The sequence below is a fragment of the Novosphingobium sp. SG751A genome, from assembly GCF_013149295.1.
GTDB lineage: Bacteria > Pseudomonadota > Alphaproteobacteria > Sphingomonadales > Sphingomonadaceae > Novosphingobium.
This window is the reverse complement of the sequence record NZ_JABGCB010000063.1, coordinates 1-1,675: the sequence shown is the minus strand read 5'-3', so window position 1 is coordinate 1,675 and position 1,675 is coordinate 1. Positions and strand designations below refer to the sequence as shown.

General features: G+C 60.8%; 1 protein-coding gene. It reads left to right on the top strand.

Annotation, left to right across the window (positions count from 1 at the left end; genetic code table 11):
- The coding region (locus FHW96_RS25860; RefSeq protein ID WP_371815821.1) for a recombinase family protein at nucleotides 1-1,675 on the top strand (1,675 nt) is incomplete at both ends.

Here is a 1,675-nt window from a genome sequence, read left to right as displayed (position 1 = left end):
ACGATGGAACTCATCAGAACTCTGCCTGAAAAGGTCTTGCCGCGCCATCAAGAGCGGCAGGCCGTCGTTTACGTCCGTCAGTCGACGATGCGGCAGGTAGCGCAGAACCGTGAGTTTACCCGGTTGCAATATGGTCTTGCCGATCGGGCTTGTGGACTGGGATGGCGGCGCGAACAAGTAACCGTCATCGATGACGACCTGGGACTTTCCGGCTCATCGTCGCAGGATAGGCCTGGCTTCCAGCGACTTGTTGCGGAAGTGGGACTCGGCCATGTTGGGTTGGTTCTTGGGATCGAAGTATCGCGTCTGGCCCGATCATGCCGGGACTGGCACCAACTGCTCGAAATGTGTGCGCTGTTCGACACGCTCATCGGTGATGCCGATGGCATTTATGATCCCGGCACCTACAATGATCGTCTGCTGCTTGGGTTCAAGGGGACGATGAGTGAGGCGGAACTTCACATCCTCAAGGCTCGCATGCACGAAGGCCGATGTGCCAAAGCGCGTCGTGGTGAACTCATTCTGGGCCTTCCGCGCGGCTATGTGCTGAAACCTTCCGGCGAGGTTTCGCTGGATCCGGATGAAGGGGTGCAGCGGGCAATTCGCCTGGTCTTCGCCGTCTTCGAGCGCCGGCGATCAATCAGCGGTGTGCTGCGTTATCTCGTCGACCATGACCTGCAACTACCCGATCGTGTGCGGAGCGGGCCGAATAAGGGCGATGTCTGCTGGAACCGTCCCAATCGCGCGACGCTGTCGGACATGTTGCGCCATCCGGCCTATGCGGGCGCCTATGCCTTTGGGCGTCGCCACTACGATGGTCGTCGTCGGCTTCCCGGTAAGCCACACAGTGGTCGAGCTTATCTAAGTGACCCGCAAAAATGGATGGTACTCCACCAGGATGCGTTACCGGCGTATATAGACTGGAGCAACTTTGAGAGGAACCAGCGGCAGATGGCCACGAACCGCTCTCGACACACAGGTGTTCCGCGCGGTGGCGCGGCCCTGCTTGGCGGCCTGATCTCTTGCGGGCTTTGCGGACGGCGGATGTTCACGACCTACACCGACGATGGCCGCGAGGCCCGCTATATCTGCCATCAACTCGCCACCACCTATGGGGAAGCGCGCTGCCAGTCGATCAGTGCCTGGCCAGTCGACAGGCTGATCTCCACGCTGATCCTTGAAGCCCTTTTGCCTGCTACGCTCGAGGTGAGCTTGCAGGCGGCCGAGGATATTGAGCTGGAACGCCGGCAACTCCACGGCCAATGGAAAATGCGGCTTGAACGCGCCGGATATGAAACCGCGCTCGCGCGTCGCCGTTACGAGGCGGTTGACCCGGAAAACCGCCTGGTTGCCCGGACACTGGAACGTGACTGGGAAGAGGCACTCGCGGCCGAGCAATTGCTGGTGGAGGAACAGCGGCGTGCTTTGGCGCAAGAGCCCGAACGCCTGACCCAGGCCGAGTGCGATGCAATACGGCAACTGGCACATGATATCCCCGCGTTGTGGAGCAGCGCCTCCACCACAGCGCGCGATCGCCAGGCTATTGCGCGTATGATGTTGGAACGCGTCGAGGTTGTCGTCGTGGGTGAAACCGAGCGCGCCGAACTCGTCTGCCATTGGATGGGTGGCACTGTGACGAAACATGCCTTCACCCGACCGGTCCGGCGGTTCGAGC